Source organism: Psychrobacter sp., assembly GCF_049295055.1.
In the GTDB taxonomy this organism is placed as follows: Bacteria; Pseudomonadota; Gammaproteobacteria; order Pseudomonadales; family Moraxellaceae; genus Psychrobacter.
In genome coordinates this window covers 106,199-123,703 of sequence record NZ_JBAQQF010000010.1, presented here as the reverse complement: position 1 = coordinate 123,703, position 17,505 = coordinate 106,199, and the positions used below count along the sequence as shown (strand labels likewise).

Below are 17,505 nucleotides of genomic sequence, written 5' to 3'. Positions count from 1 at the left end.
ATATGTTTGCGAGACTCAAACACTTTCGTAGTATCGCTACTCGATATGAAAAATTAGCTCGTAATTTTAAGTCTATGCTTTATCTGGCGTGCACTATCATTCACTGAAATATGAATTGAGGACACGCCCTAGTAACCTTTTGATATATTAACGATATGAACTATTGTTTATATTTAAATTATGAAATACAATCACTGTAAATAATTATCATTACAATACTGGTTCAATCTACCATGAATAAAGCAAAAAAAGAATTCATGTCGCCCGCTTCACTACAAGTCTGCTTTTACCTTTGGGTAATTATGTTGTTTCTCACACCAGCTGCTTATATTTATGATTATAATGGTTTTGATCTTGCCGAACTGAGAAGCTTTTCTTTTGCGTTAGTTGCATTTTATGCCTTTGCATTGACAACTTATATTGAAATAAAACGAATAAGACAGCCTAATAATATATTTTTTCACCACTTTATTACCGTGACCTCTTCTATAGTCTTACTAATTCTGCTAGTTTTATTTGGTTTATCAATCATAGACTACAATAATGGCAATCTGAAACTAGAGCGGGTTTATGATCCTGTGATTGAGTTATTTTTTCTATACCTTTTATCTAAAGGGATAAAAGGCTTGAAGCAAGGCTCAGACAACAAAGAGATATCATTTCTTTCTTAGGACTTTTCCTAATTTAATAGTTTCTTTTGAAACCAAAAAGACGCTTAGCCAAGCGTCTTTTTTCATTATCTTATAATTTAAGTATTTTATAACCTTACAACACCATCGCTGCAATCCAGCCAAATATTAATAACGGGATGTTGTAATGGATAAAGGTCGGCACCACGCTGTCTTTGATATGGTCATGCTGTCCATCAACGTTTAGACCAGAGGTAGGTCCAAGGGTTGAATCTGATGCAGGAGAACCGGCATCACCCAACGCGCCTGCTGTACCAATAATCGCAACCGTTGCTAATGGCGAGAACCCAAGTGAGATACATAGCGGTACATAAATCGCTGCCAAAATAGGAATGGTCGAGAATGACGAACCAATACCCATCGTCACGATTAAACCCATCAATAACATAATAAAGGCTGCCATGGCTTTGTTACCACCAAATAAAGACGCCGCCCCATCAACCAATGGCTGAATCTGCTCGGTCGCTTTCATCACCTCGGCAAAGCCTTGCGCGGTAATCATAATAAAGCCAATCATCGCCATCAGCTTGATACCATCATTGAAGACTGTATCTGCTTCACGCCATTTAACAACGCCTGTCGCCATAAAGACGCCAAAGCCAAACATAGAGCCAAGCAAAAGTGAGTCGGTATAAAGTTGCACGACAAAAGCGGTGACAATCGCTGCAATCGCCACTAGAGTCTTCATTTTACTCTGTGTCTGCGCAGTAGCCGCGGTCTTGCTCAACGCGTCACCCTCTACCACCGCATCATGCGCAGTCTTATCAATTGCGAGCTGCTGATACTGGCGCGGTTTACGATAACTGATAAATACCGCAATCAGTAAGCCCACGAACATACCTAAAGCGGGAATTGCCATTGCTTTGGTCACCGAAATATTACTGACATCAATACCCGCTTCACCGACGTTTTTGAGCATAATTTGATTCAGATAAATGTCGCCAAACCCATACGGAATAAACATATAAGTAGTTACTAGACCAAAAGTAATCAGACAGGCTATCAAACGCCTATCAATTTGCATACGGTTAAAGGCAAGCAGTAAAGGTGGTACAAGTAGCGGAATAAAGGCGATATGAATCGGGATTAAGTTTTGGCTAAAGCAGCTCATCGTAACGAGCCCTGCAAACAGCATATACTTAATCATGCCACTGGTGCCGCCTGCATCAATACGTTTAATCACCGCACCTGCTAAGGATTGCGGCAATCCAGAATGCGCAATCGCTACCGCAAAGGCGCCAAGTAACGCATATGACAGCGCAATTTGTGCACCATTACGGATACCTTCTTGAAAAGCGTTCAAGGTATCGGTCATACCGAGACCAGCGATAAGTCCACCTGCCAGCGCACCGATTAATAAGCTGAGCACGACGTGCACTCGCGCCAGTGACAGCCCTAGCATGATGACTACTGCCAGTAGCACCGCATTGATGGTCATATTTTCGCCCCTTGCCCTATATTTTTTAACTTGTTATCGACCCATTTTGACATGCCGTCGACTGATGTATTTCGCCCTAGCCTTTTAATCCACGCAGCCGTTATGTAGACCGAGTAGTTAAGGCGCGTCAGTTTACCTGATTTTGCGCATAAAACCCACGCGCAGAACCTAGCAGACATCAGACAGAATGCAAATAAAGGCGCAATATTCTCTCTACTGTCGATAATAGAGCCTTGCAATTTTATATAGCAGCACCATTTATCTAAACATGAACCACTAACTTGACTTTACAAGTCTGGTGAACGAGGAAGAATATATGAGTGAACATAAAATTGCCCAAGACAATATCGACATCGATGTCGACGTATCATCTAGCGTTGCTGATGATAACGAGCAACAAAACGAGCTAGAAATCTCCTCTGACAATTCGGTAGAAAACGAGTCAGCGTCTGATGCTGCTCAAGAAGATGACTCTGCTAAAGACAGTAAAGAAGATGCTGTTGAAGACTATCTACCGTTATTAGCGCTGCGTGATGTTGTCGTCTATCCACATATGCAAATCGCCTTATTTGTCGGTCGCGCGCCATCAGTAAAAGCGGTTGAATTGGCACAAGCTGAGTACGGTAATAAAGTACTGGTCGTTGCCCAAAAAGACTCGCTCACTGAAGATATTGATCACGACAACTTGTATCAATACGGCACGGTATGTCGCATTGTCAGCACCATGCCGCATGATAGCGATGAGAACTGCATTAAAGTATTGATCGAAGGTCAATATCGCGCCCGCGTTGATTCGATAGAGAGTCATGACGACTTATTAATGGCAAGCTTTGAGCGTGCCAACCTCGATGTCGACATGGATGAGAGCCAACAGAAAAATACCATACAAGCTTTGACCACGCTTTTTGAAAGCTATGCGGAGGCGCGTCTGCGTAATTCGCGTGAGCTAACGCGCGTCGCGAAGCGTATCGATGACTTGCTTGAGTTGGTTTACTTTATCTCAACTCGTGTCTCGATGGATCTTGATATCAAGCAGTCATTTTTAGAAAAAAATGATATCAAAACCCATATTAATACGTTAACTGAATATCTCGTTAAGCAAAGTGCTGAACAAAACATCGAGCAAGATATCCAAGAAGCTGTCCGTCAGCAAATGGAAGACAATCAGCGCGAATACTTCTTAAACGAGAAGATGAAAGCCATTAAAAATGAGCTGTCAGATATGAACGACGGCGCATTCGATGGTGAAGATGACGTGGCTGAGCTTGAGCAACGTCTAGAAGATGCGGATTTGACAGAAGAGGTGCGCAAAAAAGCCGAGCAAGAGATGAAAAAGCTCAAAATGATGCCACCGGCTTCAAGTGAGTCTTCAGTCGTGCGTAACTATATTGAATGGATTTTGGATACGCCGTGGAATGCGACGACCAAAGTTTCGATCAATTTAGATAAAGCTAAAACGGTCTTAGATGAAGACCATTACGGCTTGCAAGATGTAAAAGACCGCATCTTAGAATACCTCGCCGTACAATCACGCGTCAAGAAACTTCGTGGTCCGATTCTTTGTTTAGTTGGTCCTCCGGGTGTTGGTAAAACCTCATTGGGCGAGTCGATTGCTCGTGCAACCGGTCGTAAATTTGTACGCATGGCGCTTGGTGGCGTACGTGATGAAGCTGAGATTCGTGGTCATCGCCGTACTTATATTGGCGCAATGCCAGGTAAAATTGTTCAGTCATTAGCAAAAGTAGAAGTTAAAAACCCATTATTTTTATTAGATGAAATTGATAAGATGGCGCAAGACTTCCGCGGTGATCCAGCGTCAGCGTTGCTTGAAGTGCTAGACCCGTCACAGAACGATACTTTTAACGACCATTATTTAGATATGGACTTAGATTTATCGCAAGTGATGTTTATCTGTACTGCCAACAGTATGGATATTCCAGCCGCGCTACTTGACCGTATGGAAGTGATTCGCTTGCCGGGTTATACCGAAGCAGAAAAAGTGAATATTGCGCAAAAGTATCTCGTGCCAAAAGCCATTAAAAATAATGGTCTTAAAGATGGCGAGATTGAGATTGTTGAAGCGGCATTGCATAGCATCGTGCGTAGCTATACCCGTGAAGCAGGTGTGCGTAACCTTGAGCGTGAAGTGAATAAAATCTGCCGTAAAGTGGTTCGTGGCTCGGTTGAAATGCATGGCGCCCGCGCTCCGAAAAAAGCAGAACGTCAACTGGTCGTAGTCGATGATAAAAACATCGATGACTATCTAGGCGTCCATCAGTATGACTATGGTCTGGCTGAAGAAGAGCCTGAGATTGGTCGTATAACTGGTCTTGCTTGGACTCAAGTCGGTGGTGAGCTACTCACTATCGAAGCCGTCGCGATGAAAGGCAAAGGTGAGCTTATCTTTACCGGTTCACTTGGTGATGTGATGAAAGAGTCTATTCGCGCTGCCATGAGCGTGGTACGTGCTCGCGGCGATAGCTTAGGGATTGACTACGAGACGTTTAAAACGACGGACGTCCACGTACATATGCCAGAAGGTGCGACACCAAAAGATGGTCCATCTGCTGGTGGTGCGCTAACGACAGCGCTGGTATCTGCCTTGACTGGTATCGCCATTCGTCCAGATATTGCCATGACAGGTGAAATTACCTTACGCGGTAAAATCCTACGTATCGGTGGTCTAAAAGAGAAGCTGCTTGCGGCACATCGCGGTGGTATCAAGCATGTCTTGATTCCAGATACTAACGAGCGTGACTTGGCGGATATCCCTGATAACGTCAAAGAAGGCTTAACCATTCAGCCAGTCGCGACGATTGATGAGATATTAAAAGTAGCATTGGTTAGCATGCCAGTGCCGCTTAAACCTGCCAAAGTAACGGTTGATAAAACTAAAGGCAAAGCGTTACATAACTAAATGTAACTGCTGACAGTCAATCATTTAGCCTTAGCAATTAAAAAGCCGCTTACAGCAATGTAGGCGGCTTTTTTTGGCAATAATTTTTAGCAATAATAAACAACAATCTAAATAAAACCTTATGCTATATTTTAGACAAATGTTTATTTGGTAATAACAATGATTTCAAGCCATTTGCCTTTATCATTATTGCTCGCTGTTTCGTTTTCAGCAATATTAGCAGGCTGTCAATCCACTGCTGTTTTAAATAAGCAGCAAACCACTGCTGTCAGCACGACTTCTGCTGACGATAAATCTAAGCCTATTGATGAGATGCTAATACAAGAATCGCAAGTGATGCAATGGTCAGCTCATTATGACTGGCAGTTAGCACAAGTGACCAATCAAAATGGTAACGTCGTCGATATCGCAGACTTTGTGCCTGTTACTTTACAAGTAGAACCCAGTTCAGTGAGTTTTTATCAAGGCTGTGATCAATATAGGATGGATTTTCATTCAATGTCCGCCCCACCTTATCCCTATTATTCTCACCTTGGTAAAGTTCCAGCGACTTGTAACGATGAGCCTGATAATGAGATTGAAAATGATAAAAGTATTCAATCGCTATTTGCAAAATATGCTCCCATTAAACTTAATTTTGAGTTATTGCCAACTTCAAATTCAACATCAGAAACAGTATCAACGAATACGCAATCTGCTCCTAAACGCTTAGCTCTTGATATAGAAAATGGTAATCGCTTAACATTTATAGGTTTAGCAAAGCCATTAGTGGCTCCTACTGGATTGCCAGTTACTAACGAGTTGTTAGAGCAGTACGACTGGCAACTGGTCAGCGCCGTTAGTAACACTAGTGATGAAAAAGGTCAATTAATCAGAAAATCTTTGGGTAACTTTTACCATCCTGACCATCCTATTTCAGCGAGCTTTGAGAGCTGGCCTGACAGTCAATACGCCTCTTTTAGCTCAGGCTGTAATAGCTCTCGCGCACCTTATTTCTTACTCAATGATAATACCTTTAACGTTGGCACTATTATTAGTACCGTAATGGGTTGCGGTGAGACAGGAAATCGCATTGAGACCGCTTTATTCAAGTTAATGCAAGATAGCAGCAGTAAGCTGACATTAAGTTTGCAAACCAAAAAACTAGAATCGGAAACAGATTTCCCACGCTACAACCTATTGCAAACAATGGTGTCAGGCGAGACCTTAGTTTGGCAAAACGAGATAAAAGATACGCCTTAACGATATCTAAACCATTTATACGGATATAAATTTAATATAAAAACGGACAAGCATTATGACTCTTTCCTGCCATTTATTGATACCAGCTCGTGCGCTTACCTTAATAAGTATGTTGGGCATGACAGGCTTAGTCGGTTGTCAAAGCATAGACAATAGCAAAATAGAACCAATAACCGCTAAAGCTCCAAAACCAGTAGATACCGATGAAAAAATCATCACATTCCCACAAAGCGGAGATAATGAATACATTGGCTCATGGAAATTGCCTGAGCTACCAGTTGAAAGCCTAAATCGTTTTGATTGGAAATTAGTGCGCTGGGTAGACAACCAAGATGTTGTCACTCATATTGATCCTCATGTCTATGCTGGAGGCAATACTGTGCCGCCATTAATGCTTGACGTGCGCCCTAGCAATCTGGTGTTTAAATATGACTGTCAACGTTATAGCCTGCATCATGATGGCTACCATGACTACACTTATAGCTCATACGGGGTGACGACTACCACGCCAGCATCTTGCTTAATAAATGACACACAAGTGGCCAGCGATATTTCTGAGTATTTGACCCAACTATTCCCCAAATACGGCAGAGGTCGTTTTAACCTTAAAGTCATCTCAACACCAAAACAGTCGCCATCAAAAAAACTAATCCCTTATGAGTTGGCATTAAATGCCCAAGATAAACAATTCATCTTTGAAGGTACTGCTAAGAAATTACAACCAATTTCTGGACTACCGATTACTTATGAGTTTCTAAAAACCTATCGATGGCGACTCGTTAGTGCAGTCGATAGTGACCATAAATCCATTACGGAAATTAGTCACCCAGGCTTTCCAGTCAGCGCCTATTTTGGTTACCCTATATATAATGAAGAGCATCAAGTCGGCTTTAGCTCAGACTGTAATGGTGTTGGTGGTCCCTACATTTTAACCGCTGATAATATACTTTTAATCGGCTCAGGGCCACAAACGATGATGGGCTGTGATCCAAAACGTGAAGCCGCCGAAGATAAAATCCGTGAGCTTGAACAACTAAGCAAAAGCCAGTTGACATTAGAACAACTCTCAAATACCAATATCGATGACCCAAGTCTGCCTTATTATCTGCTCACGCAAAAGCTAGATACGGGCGAAACTTTGATTTGGAAGAACAAGAAAATAATCACGCGTTAATATAAATTCAGGGCACAAAAAAGCCGAGCAATGCTCGACTTTTAGCTTTTACTTTAAAGTTTTCTCACTATGCATAAAACTTATTTAATCGTCACCGTTAAGTAATATGGCTTAGGAGTATTGCCCTCGCGCCCTTGGTTGCGTGGCTGCACTACGCGAATGGTATGCTCGCCCGTTTTATCAAGCGTTACGGTTTCACTGCTTAAATCTGGTGAAACGATACCGTAAAGTAACGGATATAAGTCGTTACTACCGATGATTGTCGCACTCACCTTTTGACCTTTTTTGGCATAAAACTGATACTCACAGTATCCATTCCCTTTGATCGCACCAGCTCGATTAACATCATAGCTGCCTTTTGCCATACGAAGCTCTTTGACGCCGCAATCTGCATTGTAATGTAAATCGCCCGTTTGCGATGCTGCTTGAGCCGTCATCGTACCAGCGCCCATCATTCCTAAAATAAATACTGTAGATGTCGTCAACTTAGACAATACTTTCATATAAAAACCTCACATACATTATTATTAACGCTCAAATTATTAAAATTCAAGTTATTGAAAACTTCTTATCACTGCTATTCTGCAGTATAGCTCACTCATTGAGCGTTTCATTTCGTCCTTTTGTCTTTTCATCTAGTGACTTTACCTTAAGCGAATGTTAAGCCCATCTAACCTTATGTATTGTGTAAGACTTACATATATTAACGCTTTGTTGCGCATTTGATGAATAACTATGTCGAGCGCTTGGCTATACTAATGACGAGATTAAGATAGTGTCACTAAAAACACTAGTAAAATTTTTACTACAAATGGAGATGAAAATGAATAAGACAATGCTTGCAAGCGCCCTATTATTTGGTTCAGCGTTAGTAATGACTGGTTGCCAAACGGTAGAAGGTCAAATGCAAACGGGCAATCCTTTGAGCCAGCCTGCTCTAAAGTCGACCATTAATGCTGTCGCTGGTAACAAAAACGAAGTGGGACAAGTTTTCTTACGCCCAGTCGATGGCGGTGTACAAGTTTACGGTAAGCTAATGAACTTGCAGCCGGGCAAGACAGTATCCCTACATATCCATGAAACGGGTAGCTGTGGTGATATGGGTAAAGCAGCAGGTGGTCACTTTAATCCAGATAATAAGCCTCATTCTAATCCAGACGATATGAATGGTCATGCTGGCGACTTACCTAATCTGACTGCCAATGCTGATGGCGTTGCAACGATTAACTATGTGAATAAGAAAATCTCTGCCGCTGAAGCGGGTAAATATAGCGTCAACCGCTTAGCCTTTATCGTGCATAACGGTGTTGATGATTACACAAGCCAGCCAGCGGGTAACGCAGGTGATCGCGTCGCTTGTGGTATCATCGAAAAGAACTAATAGTATTTAATAGAAAGCTTTGTCTTTAATGTAAAAAAGCGATATAAAAAAACCTCTTAGATTATCTAAGAGGTTTTTTATCGTTTAAAACTACCTACGGCTTAAAGGTAAAAGAGCTTTACTCCTCTACCCACTCGCCTTTACGCCAATACACACCCCAACGTGTCGCCTTGCCATTTTTCTCAGAGCCAATATACTGCTCTTTTTTCTTACGCGACCAGCGCAGAATCGTTGCATTGCCATCAGGATCTTCATCGGGTCCTTCAAACAGATACTGGAATTTATCTTCCATTTTATCTTTGATTTCGCGTAGCTCAGCAAGCTTTGGCGGACGCGTCTCTCGTACTTTTGGAAACTTAGACGCGGCTAAGAACATACCCGCCGCGCCTTCACGCAAGATAAAGTAATCCTCATGCTTCACTGATTTGAGCTCTGGCAGATGGATAGGATCCATACGTGGTGGCGCTGCCTCGCCCGTTTTTAATACTTTACGCGTATTGTCACATTTCTGGCAAGCAAAGTAAGGACCAAAGCGTCCAGTCTTCAGCTCCATTTGTCCATCGCACTTATTACAGTCAATGGTTGGAGAATCAGAACCAGGAACTTCGAATTTACCTTCTTCTAAGATATAACCGTCACAATCAGGATTATTACCACAAACATGTAGCTTAAGACCGCCATCAACAATATAACCATTCATTGCCGTACCACATTTCGGGCAACGCTTTTTCTCCATCAAATCTCGGACTTCTGCCGCTTCATCATCGCCTTCCGCGTCATCAAGATTGGCAAAAGCTTCGACTGGCATTAAGTTCTTAGTACCTTTACAGCGCTCTTTTGGTGGTAGGTTATAGCCTGTACAACCTAAGAATACACCTGTTGAACCCGTACGCAGTTGCATCGGGCGATCACAAAGATCGCAATGTACATCTGGTACATCAGTCGGATCATTCGGGCGCATACCGTCTTTTCCTTTGGCGCGATCGAGTGTCGTCTTGAAATCTCCGTAGAAATTATCAAGGACGTCTTTCCAATCTGTATCGCCATCAGCAACATGGTCAAGCTTGTCCTCTAACGCGGCAGTAAAGGTATAATCCATCAAGTCTGGGAAACTGGCTATCAGTCTATCGGTGACAATATCACCCATTTTTTCAGCAAATAAGCGTTTATTCTCTAACTTCACATAACCGCGATCTTGAATGGTCGAGATAATAGAAGCGTAAGTCGATGGACGACCGATGCCTTTTTTCTCAAGCTCTTTAACCAAGCTTGCTTCAGTAAAACGCGGTGGCGGCTTGGTAAAATGCTGACTCGGATCAAGCTTATCTACCGTTAATTTATCGCCTTTTTTGACATCAGGTAATAAGGTATCATCTGTTTTCGCTGGTGGCATAACTTTGGTATAGCCATCAAATACTAGCGTACGACCGCGGGCTTTTAGCTCGACATCCTCAGCAGCAACGAATAAGTTCACTGACAGGTATTTTGCTGGCAGCATCTGACAGGCGACAAACTGACGCCAGATTAGCTCGTACAAACGTATCGCATCACGCTCAACAGCTTTAAGCTGAGTTGACTTCATATTGACATTAGACGGACGAATGGCTTCATGCGCCTCTTGTGCGCCTTGCTTATTGCCATAGAAGGCTGGTTTTTCTGGCACATATTTTGCGCCGTAGCTATCTTCGATATAACCACGCACAGCGGCTAACGCATCACCAGATAAAAACGTCGAATCGGTACGCATATAAGTAATATGACCCGCTTCGTACAAACGCTGCGCCAAAATCATGGTTTTCTTAACTGAAAATCCCAATCGTGTACTGGCTGCTTGTTGCAAAGTCGACGTAATAAAAGGCGCGCTTGGACGTGACTGTGTGGGTTTCTCTTCGCGTTCTTTAACGATAAAGTCGCTTGCTTTAAGCACCTCTAATACTTTATCGGTCTGTTCTTTATTAACCAGTTTTAGTGTTTTTCCACCTTGTTTGGTCGCTTCCAAACGAATCGCAATTTGCTCAGCGTCTATGTCTTTTTTGGCTTTGCTATCGGCAATATGCGTATCTGCATGAATCTGCCAATACTCTTCTGGAATAAAGGCGCGGATTTCATGCTCACGCTCAACAACCAAGCGCATAGCAACGGATTGCACGCGACCGGCAGATAAACCGCGAGCGACCTTTTGCCATAATAATGGTGACACCATAAAACCAACGACACGGTCTAAAAAACGTCTCGCTTGCTGGGCATTAACGCGATCGATATCGAGTTTGGAGGGTTGTTTAAAAGCATTTTGAATGGCTGTTTTGGTAATCTCATTAAATACCACGCGTTCATACTTACTATCTGGACCGCCGATAACTTCTTTAAGATGCCACGCAATCGCTTCCCCTTCTCTATCCATATCCGTTGCGAGATAGATTTTGTCAGCGTCTTTAGCTAAGGCTTTTAGCTCTTTAATGACCTTGGTTTTATTTGGCAATACTTCATAGACTGCCGCCCAATTATGCTCAGGGTCAACGCCCATGCGCCGTACCAATGCTTGCTGAGTTTTCTCTTCTTTGGTCAGACTGTCATCTTTTTTGGTCGTTGCTGGTTTCTTTGCGCTTTTGCTCGCGCCAACAGGTAAATCTCGGATATGACCGATACTAGAGCGTACGATAAAATCATCACCCAAGTATTTATTGATGGTTTTTGCTTTAGCAGGTGATTCTACAATCACCAAAGATTTGCCCTTTGGACTGGCTTTTGGGCTGCCTTTAGGTTTGTCAGCAGCCGGAGCTGCGCTTTTTTTGGTTGTGGTTTTTGTCATAGGTGACGGCACCATAATAAGTAAATTAGAGTAAAAATACATTCAGCAGCATGGCCATTTATAAGCGTTAGCTATAATGACTCAGCGAATTATTGTAGTAATGGCTGCTAGTAAAATTGGTTATAAAATAAACGATAACCATAACGAAAGGTTTCAGTTATAAAGACGTTACACTGCTAAGGCTTAAACTGTCAACTTAAAATGACTGAGCGTCTGTCAAAAGCACTTGCATATTGTCCATTAATGGAGACGAAAAAACAATTTGCTACCCTGACGCAATTTTTATAAGCTCTTTTGCATCTGTAGCGCCCATTGTTCAAGCTTTTCTTTAAGTACCAACAAATCACTCTCAATCAATTTTTGCTGGTAAGTAGGATTGGTCGCAGGACGCACGTAAGCGATATCTTCCCAATAAATCACAATGCTATTAGCCTTCGTCAATAAGCCTTTGACATAAGGCTCAATACTGACTGGTAAATCTAGTGGCATCTTATCCAAACTGAAATTAGTCTTCTTGACCGTCGTATGTTTATTGCTTTGACTAGACCGAATAGCACTTGGAATATTGAGCTTAGTCGCATCTGTAGCGGTATCGATAAAACTGCTATCTGGTCGCCATTGCCCATCAATCACTTGATAGCGTGTATATGGCAGCTGCATATCTTCTAGCACTAAGCAATATTGACCCATCATCCCGCGACCATACTCGTTGTCTTTACCCTTTATCCAGTCAGGACAGCCAATGAGCTTTGGATTCAATTGTAAGCGGCGCGCAGTCATGCGCAGCTTATCCAAACGCTGATCAATACCGTTAGGTTTGAGCGCCATCATACTCCCTAATACGAATAGTACAATGGCGATCGCAATCCACATTCCCATGACAATCTGACCTTTTTGCTAAAATAAAACGGTGCAAGTCGCACATAAAAGCCGCTATTTTTTATAGGATCGACCTTTATATGAGTGTTTAATATTGAGCGCTTAATATTCTGAGTGCTTAATATACAGCTACTTATAATGCGCACGAACCGTTAAAAATCAAGCATCAAATTTTGACTGCTACTCAACAACCTGTCATCTGCCTTATAGTAGAACAACTATTTATATTGGCAGATCAAACACTTAGCGCAGCTGAGAACAAGCATGATAACAAGATACAAAAAGTCGTGCATATAAAAAGGTGCTATGATAAACCATAATTTTAAACGCGCGCAGGTTTATTATGAATAATATTATTAAGCGAAACTCATCGACCGCTGTTTTTACTAATAAATTGGTCAGTAAAATTACGAGTAAATCTAGCCTTTCACTATCGTTGATGGGTGCGGCATTGTTCACCTTGTCAGGCTGTGCCACCACCCAAAGCCTAACGCCGCAGCAGTGTCAAAGTAGCAACTGGCAAGAAGTAGGCTATGCTGACGGTATCCGAGGACGCTCAGGCGCTTACTTTGGGCACTATGCTGATAGCTGCACCAAGGTAGGCGGACCAATGCCTAATCGCATCCAGTGGGAGCAAGGTCGCCAGCAAGGGCTTAAAAACTACTGTACTGAGCTCAATGCCTACAAACTTGGTCGCGAGGGTTATGACTGGCAGCCCGTCTGTCCACTTGAGGGTATCGAAAAGCTTGAAGAAGCGTATTCGCAAGGGCGTTATTATTATATTCGCCAGCGCGACCTTGATTACCTACGCTCGCCTTATCCATTTGGTTATGGCCCTAGACCCTTCGGTTATGGCTATCGCCCGTTTGGTTATGGTTGGTAATAACTTATGCAGGGTAATACCCCATATAAATGTGATTAATTTTGACTTAGTTTGAGACGAGTTATGGCGAGCATTCAGTCAGTGATAAAATAAAGGAACTTTACATAAAGAAAACCTCACAAGGTTACCCATGTGAAGCCGGAGAAAAAATTTATTATTTTATTTATTTTTCTTGTTATTTTGACAATATTTTTGCTGATAGCCGCGCTAGTTTATATAGGTAGCTTGCTACTGTAGCTGGTTTATTCATATAAATTTATATGAAAAACTATTCATTCACAAAAGCTATTTTAGTCAATCCTGCTTGACTCGCCGCCGCTAATACTTGCGCAACCGTATCGTATTTGCCTTCTTTATCAGCGCGCAGTTGTATAGAAGGGTCTTTGCCAGTGGCGCTTTGTTGTTGCAAGCGCATCTCTAGCGCTTCCATGCTAATGGGATCGCTGTCCCAAAATATCCCTGCATCTTTATCAATACTGATTTGAATGGCCTCTGGCGGTGTTTCATTTACCTCAGCACTGGTCTTTGGCAAATCTAATGGCACCGTCGGATTCAGTACAGTCGCCGTCAACAAAAAGATAATCATCAATACCAGCATGACATCGATCAGCGGAATGAGGTTCATCTCATTCATGCCTTGGACGTCATCATCACCTAATTGAAATGCCATAATTATTCTCAATAACTTTCTTTATAAACATTGCAGCTATGACTTTATAGCTTCTCTGTAGCTTTGCTTGCTCTTAACTTACAACCCTATCAATCAATAAGGGTTAGGGCTGCGATGGTACTGATTTGTGATAATGTTCTTTTTGTTGAGTAGCCTCTTTATCTGTATTAATACCTTTCGCTGGCTGAGCTTGAGTAACGCTAGATTTACTGTCTATCGACGGCTGTTGTGTGGCTGCTAGCTCCGTAGATTGCGCCAGTAAATCATGCGCTCTATCATTGGCATGGTACATCACACGGCGATTGATACGTACTGCAAGGTTATAAAATACCACCGCTGGAATCGCAACGGCAATCCCCAAACCGGTCATAATAAGCGCCTCACCAACCGGTCCTGCGACTTGTCCCAACCCCGCTTGTCCACTCACCCCAATATTATGCAGCGCATGAAAAATACCCCACACCGTCCCAAACAAGCCAATAAAAGGCGCAATCGCTGCCGTCGTACCAAGTATAGGCAATCCACGCTCGCTGGCAAAACGGTAGCGACCAATGTGCTTGAGCAAGGTCTGCTCAAGCACCAAACGCCGCGTCGCAGCATCTGAATCTCTTAGCTCAACTTGTTTAACCTGAATTTGCTCACTCAAGTCGTCGGCAACATTGGCAGCCAGTTTGCGGCTTTGTAGCACACGGATGATGCCAGTTACCCAAGAGGTGATAGATAAAGCGAGTAGTAAAAAGAACAAGGCTCTTGTCACCAAGTCGCTGTATTGCCAGTAGGTTGTAAAGTCCACGTCAGACTCCTTAAAGTGTTATTGCATTACTTGCTATTTTTTTATTGATGACAGTAGCGTAAGTTAATATTTTATGCCGTATTTCTATGGGACAGTATAAGCGATGGGTAATGTGACATTGCCGACGACTGCTGCACCATCTTTCATAAAGGGTTTAAATTTGCCGGAGCGTACTTGACGCTGGGCTTCTTTATCTAATATGGCATTTCCAGAAGACTGAGCGATACGCACACTATCAATGCCGCCCTGTTTATTGACTCTCAATACCAGCACAACGTTGAAAGTATCACCTGAATGAGCTCGACGGGCTGCGCGATCGGGAAAGTTAAAGTTCGGTGCAGATGACCAATTTGCATTACTGGCAGTAAAGTTTACAGGTGTATCATTTGCGGCAGCAGCAGCTTTGGCAGCAGTGTCTGCTTTGGCTTTCGCTCGGGCAGCCGCTTCTGCTTCTTTAGACGCGCTTAATTCTGCCGCTTCTTTTGCGGCTTTGGCATCTGCTTGAGCTTGAGCATCCCGAGCGTTCTTTGCATCTACTAACCTCTTGGCATCTTGTACTGTTTGAGCATATGCTTCTTGTGCAGCTTTTTCCGCCTGCGCTGCCACTATGCTACGTTGTTCATTAGCTCGTTGCTCATTAGCTCGCTGCGCATCGGCTATTGCCTTATCGATATTAGGATGCTGCTTCTTTTCTTGTGGCTTGTTCTCTTGTTGCGTTTGTTTCTGCAACGGTTTTTCTTGATTAACAGTCGCTGTTTTCTCTTGCTTAACTCTTGCTGTAGTATCCGGTTTTTTCTCTTGCAGCTTTTGTTCTTTAGATTTTTGTTCCGGTTTTGGCTTTGGTTTTGATATAGGCTGCGGTTTTGGCGCTGCTTCTTGTAAATTCACCTCAACTGCCTCACTCTCAACAGGTAATGTGGCAGCCAATGAAATCATTTCTATTTCAATAGGCGGTTTTTCTTTTACCAACGCCACCTTAGGCGCTGCTGGTTTTATCGCTACTAACGCGACTGCCGTGAGCACATGTAGCCCGACTACTATGAAAATAGCCATCAGTATTGATCTAAGTGGTGGCGCGTCTAAATCCATTGAACTCATAACACCCTAACATTTAACCGTCATTGAATGAGGGTGATAATAATGCAAACGATAATTATTATCAATAGTAAATTTCTAATATTTCAGGTACTGTTCGTGATTTTTCAAACCAAACCTAAGCGAAACACACGACTTTACAGGGCTGATACCCTTAAAATCAGCTATGTTAATAAAAATCATTATCATTAATATTGATAATAAGTCTCAATTACTTTACCATGGCGGCTCGTTTGTTATTCCCGTTATAAATAAATAGCCGAAAAAATGAAGACTATAAACGGTCTAACCCTCGATAAAAATTATGATCAAAACCAAAACTTATTTCATTAGCGCCAAACAAGCTATTGTATTTTTATCTAGCAGATTTTATAAAAACTGCCCAAACCCATGATATACCGAGTTATCTATGTCTACTATCCTATCTTCTAGCCACGCGGCTCCCCCTCTTTTTAAACGTCCTTTATTGGCTGCTATGATGACCGCACTCCTTGCTACTGTCAGTTTGGCAGGTTGTAGCTCGGCTGACCCTAGCGATGCTGCATCATCAGACACAAATGCTGAAAACCAAACCGCTGATAAGGCCTCAAATGTTGCCGATAATACTGCTGTCGCTGTGACTACTGTCGATATCGATACGGTCAAAGGTAAGGTTAGCTTACCAATTAATCCATCGCCTATCGTGGTGTATGATATGACGTTGATGCAAGATTTGGCAGCGCTCGATGTGGCTATCGATGGTAAGCCAAGTAATCTAAAATTAGATAATTTGCAATCAAAAAACCAGCCCAATCCCAAAGAAGTGGGCACGGTATTTGAGCCAGACCTCGAAGCACTAAATGCGATGCAACCACAAGCTATTTTAGTCGGTTCGCGGATGGCTGAGAAATATAATGCGCTATCAAGTATTGCGCCAACCCTAGATATGACTATCGACACTGCCAATATTTATGAATCGAGCAAGCAACGTTTGCATGACTTAGGTGCTTTGTTTGGCAAAAGCGACGAAGCATTAAAGCTACAACAAAATATCGATGGTCTTATTGATGAGACTAAAACTTTGACCAAGAATAAAGGTAATGGCTTATTGGTCATGGTCAATGGCAACAAGCTATCAGCATACGGTGATCAGTCACGTTTTGGTTTTGTGCATACCGTACTGGGTGTACCAATGGTTGACAATCAAATATCAGATGCCCGTCATGGTCAGCCAGTATCATTTGAATACTTACAAAAAACCAATCCAGACTGGTTATTCGTATTAGATCGCAGTGCTGCTATTGGTGAAGACGGTGCCGGGGCAAAAGCGGTGTTAGACAATCCATTAGTGGCGCAAACCACCGCATGGAAAAAAGGCCAAGTCGTCTATCTTAGCCCAGATTCTTATTTGGCTTTCGGTGGCTATCAGCAGTGGATGCAAGATTTGACCAATATCAAAGATGCCTTTAGCCGAGTTCAGTAATGTCTGATCTCGCTATCAATGCTCGTTTTAATAAATGCTGTCTTAAGAACAATGATGGTAACTAACAAAGCCG

The 17,505-nt window shown here is 42.6% G+C and carries 14 protein-coding genes and 1 pseudogene; 8 read left to right on the top strand and 7 right to left on the bottom strand.

Annotation, left to right across the window (positions count from 1 at the left end; genetic code table 11):
• A pseudogene (locus WAZ74_RS02240) lies at nt 1-107 on the top strand (IS5/IS1182 family transposase); the annotation flags it as partial.
• Nucleotides 108-233: 126 nt separating this feature from the next.
• The gene (locus WAZ74_RS02235) at nt 234-671 is read left to right on the top strand and encodes a hypothetical protein (protein WP_422305349.1); all 438 of its coding nucleotides are present in this window, start codon (nt 234-236) and stop codon (nt 669-671) included.
• Nucleotides 672-765: 94 nt separating this feature from the next.
• Here WAZ74_RS02235 and WAZ74_RS02230 read toward each other — a convergent pair whose 3' ends face one another.
• Nucleotides 766-2,127 carry a Na+/H+ antiporter family protein gene (locus tag WAZ74_RS02230; protein ID WP_422305347.1) on the bottom strand — a complete coding sequence of 454 codons (1,362 nt, stop codon included), beginning with the start codon at nt 2,125-2,127 and terminating at the stop codon, nt 766-768.
• Between the two features lie 316 nt (nt 2,128-2,443).
• Between WAZ74_RS02230 and lon the strand changes: the two genes are divergently transcribed.
• The 3 genes from lon (at nt 2,444) to WAZ74_RS02215 (ending at nt 7,460) form a co-directional block, all read left to right on the top strand.
• Nucleotides 2,444-5,044, top strand: coding sequence for an endopeptidase La (gene lon, locus WAZ74_RS02225; protein WP_422305345.1), 2,601 nt, complete (start codon nt 2,444-2,446; stop codon nt 5,042-5,044).
• A gap of 159 nt (nt 5,045-5,203) precedes the next feature.
• Entirely contained in the window at nt 5,204-6,286 is a 1,083-nt protein-coding gene (locus WAZ74_RS02220) for an META domain-containing protein (protein ID WP_422305343.1), read from the top strand.
• A 55-nt stretch (nt 6,287-6,341) separates the two neighbouring features.
• Entirely contained in the window at nt 6,342-7,460 is a 1,119-nt protein-coding gene (locus WAZ74_RS02215) for an META domain-containing protein (RefSeq protein ID WP_422305341.1), read from the top strand.
• A gap of 80 nt (nt 7,461-7,540) precedes the next feature.
• Here WAZ74_RS02215 and WAZ74_RS02210 read toward each other — a convergent pair whose 3' ends face one another.
• Nucleotides 7,541-7,963, bottom strand: a complete 423-nt coding sequence (locus WAZ74_RS02210) for a hypothetical protein (protein WP_422305339.1) — start codon at nt 7,961-7,963, stop codon at nt 7,541-7,543.
• Nucleotides 7,964-8,283: 320 nt separating this feature from the next.
• On the opposite strand from WAZ74_RS02210, the gene WAZ74_RS02205 reads away from it, so the two are divergent.
• Nucleotides 8,284-8,841 carry a superoxide dismutase family protein gene (locus WAZ74_RS02205; RefSeq protein WP_422305337.1) on the top strand — a complete coding sequence of 186 codons (558 nt, stop codon included), beginning with the start codon at nt 8,284-8,286 and terminating at the stop codon, nt 8,839-8,841.
• A gap of 118 nt (nt 8,842-8,959) precedes the next feature.
• Here the strand turns inward: WAZ74_RS02205 and topA are convergent, their stop codons facing one another.
• On the bottom strand, nt 8,960-11,650 hold the full coding sequence (gene topA / locus WAZ74_RS02200) for a type I DNA topoisomerase (protein ID WP_422305335.1): 2,691 nt from the start codon (nt 11,648-11,650) through the stop codon (nt 8,960-8,962).
• Nucleotides 11,651-11,932: 282 nt separating this feature from the next.
• Nucleotides 11,933-12,529 (bottom strand): hypothetical protein, encoded by a 597-nt coding sequence (locus WAZ74_RS02195; protein ID WP_422305333.1) that lies wholly within the window; start codon nt 12,527-12,529, stop codon nt 11,933-11,935.
• A 343-nt stretch (nt 12,530-12,872) separates the two neighbouring features.
• Here WAZ74_RS02195 and WAZ74_RS02190 point away from each other — a divergent pair, with 343 nt between their 5' ends.
• The gene (locus WAZ74_RS02190) at nt 12,873-13,412 is read left to right on the top strand and encodes a DUF2799 domain-containing protein (RefSeq protein WP_422305331.1); all 540 of its coding nucleotides are present in this window, start codon (nt 12,873-12,875) and stop codon (nt 13,410-13,412) included.
• A gap of 268 nt (nt 13,413-13,680) precedes the next feature.
• On the opposite strand, the gene WAZ74_RS02185 is transcribed toward WAZ74_RS02190, so the two are convergent.
• From WAZ74_RS02185 to WAZ74_RS02175, 3 genes are all read right to left on the bottom strand, one after another.
• Complete coding sequence (locus WAZ74_RS02185) at nt 13,681-14,082, bottom strand: ExbD/TolR family protein (protein ID WP_422305329.1); 402 nt, start codon at nt 14,080-14,082, stop codon at nt 13,681-13,683.
• 103 nt (nt 14,083-14,185) lie between these two features.
• Entirely contained in the window at nt 14,186-14,875 is a 690-nt protein-coding gene (locus tag WAZ74_RS02180) for a MotA/TolQ/ExbB proton channel family protein (RefSeq protein ID WP_422305327.1), read from the bottom strand.
• Nucleotides 14,876-14,959: 84 nt separating this feature from the next.
• The gene (locus tag WAZ74_RS02175) at nt 14,960-15,973 is read right to left on the bottom strand and encodes a TonB family protein (protein WP_422305325.1); all 1,014 of its coding nucleotides are present in this window, start codon (nt 15,971-15,973) and stop codon (nt 14,960-14,962) included.
• 406 nt (nt 15,974-16,379) lie between these two features.
• Between WAZ74_RS02175 and WAZ74_RS02170 the strand changes: the two genes are divergently transcribed.
• Entirely contained in the window at nt 16,380-17,432 is a 1,053-nt protein-coding gene (locus tag WAZ74_RS02170; RefSeq protein ID WP_422305323.1) for a siderophore ABC transporter substrate-binding protein, read from the top strand.
• Nucleotides 17,433-17,505: the final 73 nt, after the last annotated feature.

What these genes read in the sequence shown, in the direction of transcription:
- WAZ74_RS02235 (WP_422305349.1), top strand. Translation starts at nt 234, where the DNA reads ATGAATAAAGCAAAAAAAGAATTCATGTCGCCCGCTTCACTACAAGTC.
- WAZ74_RS02230 (WP_422305347.1), bottom strand. Translation starts at nt 2,127, where the DNA reads ATGACCATCAATGCGGTGCTACTGGCAGTAGTCATCATGCTAGGGCTG.
- lon (WP_422305345.1), top strand. Translation starts at nt 2,444, where the DNA reads ATGAGTGAACATAAAATTGCCCAAGACAATATCGACATCGATGTCGAC.
- WAZ74_RS02220 (WP_422305343.1), top strand. Translation starts at nt 5,204, where the DNA reads ATGATTTCAAGCCATTTGCCTTTATCATTATTGCTCGCTGTTTCGTTT.
- WAZ74_RS02215 (WP_422305341.1), top strand. Translation starts at nt 6,342, where the DNA reads ATGACTCTTTCCTGCCATTTATTGATACCAGCTCGTGCGCTTACCTTA.
- WAZ74_RS02210 (WP_422305339.1), bottom strand. Translation starts at nt 7,963, where the DNA reads ATGAAAGTATTGTCTAAGTTGACGACATCTACAGTATTTATTTTAGGA.
- WAZ74_RS02205 (WP_422305337.1), top strand. Translation starts at nt 8,284, where the DNA reads ATGAATAAGACAATGCTTGCAAGCGCCCTATTATTTGGTTCAGCGTTA.
- topA (WP_422305335.1), bottom strand. Translation starts at nt 11,650, where the DNA reads ATGACAAAAACCACAACCAAAAAAAGCGCAGCTCCGGCTGCTGACAAA.
- WAZ74_RS02195 (WP_422305333.1), bottom strand. Translation starts at nt 12,529, where the DNA reads ATGGGAATGTGGATTGCGATCGCCATTGTACTATTCGTATTAGGGAGT.
- WAZ74_RS02190 (WP_422305331.1), top strand. Translation starts at nt 12,873, where the DNA reads ATGAATAATATTATTAAGCGAAACTCATCGACCGCTGTTTTTACTAAT.
- WAZ74_RS02185 (WP_422305329.1), bottom strand. Translation starts at nt 14,082, where the DNA reads ATGGCATTTCAATTAGGTGATGATGACGTCCAAGGCATGAATGAGATG.
- WAZ74_RS02175 (WP_422305325.1), bottom strand. Translation starts at nt 15,973, where the DNA reads ATGAGTTCAATGGATTTAGACGCGCCACCACTTAGATCAATACTGATG.
- WAZ74_RS02170 (WP_422305323.1), top strand. Translation starts at nt 16,380, where the DNA reads ATGTCTACTATCCTATCTTCTAGCCACGCGGCTCCCCCTCTTTTTAAA.